Origin of the sequence: Streptococcus sp. 27098_8_69, from assembly GCF_041432445.1 — a bacterium.
In the GTDB taxonomy this organism is placed as follows: Bacteria; Bacillota; Bacilli; order Lactobacillales; family Streptococcaceae; genus Streptococcus.
In genome coordinates this window covers 1-811 of the sequence record NZ_JAPVZO010000053.1, presented here as the reverse complement: position 1 = coordinate 811, position 811 = coordinate 1, and the positions used below count along the sequence as shown (strand labels likewise).

The window sequence follows — 811 nt, the reverse complement described above, 5'->3', positions numbered from 1 at the left end:
CTAACTATTTGAATAGGAGATAGGATTGAGATCATCAAAGTGATTCTCTATCCTATCTTCTATTTTTTTGCATAACAAATAAAGGTTTTTTCACCCTATTTTTTGAGATTTATGTTACTCTATAGATGAAATCAACTACCGATTGGGCCTTTATTTTTCTTGGATATTTTCGATTCGGTCGAATAATAGATAACTGTTTCTTGAGGTAGTTTTTCAACTGGAGAGAAGAAAGGGAACCGTTAAAAAACAAACGGCAGGCATAAGCCGCATCTGAGAAACACACTTTATATCTTTGTTTTTTGTGACTACTGTCGATGGCAACTTGCGAGGTTAACCAACGACAAAAGTTAAAATTTGTAAATCGGGCAAAGATTTCTTGGAGAATCCCTTCCTTCTTTTTGGCATGAAAATTGACCAAGCCAATACTGTATTTCAGATCACGAAAACTAGTCTCTATGCCCCATCTGCTGGCGTAGAGATTTTTTAATTGTTGGACTGAATAGTCTGTATTTGTCACTAAAGTTTCGTATTTTCCTTCTTCCACTTCTAAACGCACCATACGAAAAGGAAGTTGGTATAGTTCAACAGGGTCATGTTTTCGACTTATTTCTGGAAGAAAATCAAAAGTAGAATTGTGTGGAATAAAATGATAGTCATTGGGGAAATCACGATAAAGTTTTTTGAGCTGATTGGTTTGCTTTCGTGATAATTTTAGAGAAAAGTTTTGATCAAAACACTCTGTATTTGGCAAGTTGAAGGAGGAACGCATGGATTGTTTTCCATCTCGAATTCGGATGATATAAAGCCATCC

General features: G+C 35.4%; 1 protein-coding gene. It reads right to left on the bottom strand.

The genetic code is table 11. The features are described 5' to 3' along the window. Positions 1-109: 109 nt before the first annotated feature. On the bottom strand, positions 110-811 hold a 702-nt coding region (locus O3658_RS10585; protein WP_371561540.1), incomplete at its 5' end, for a transposase.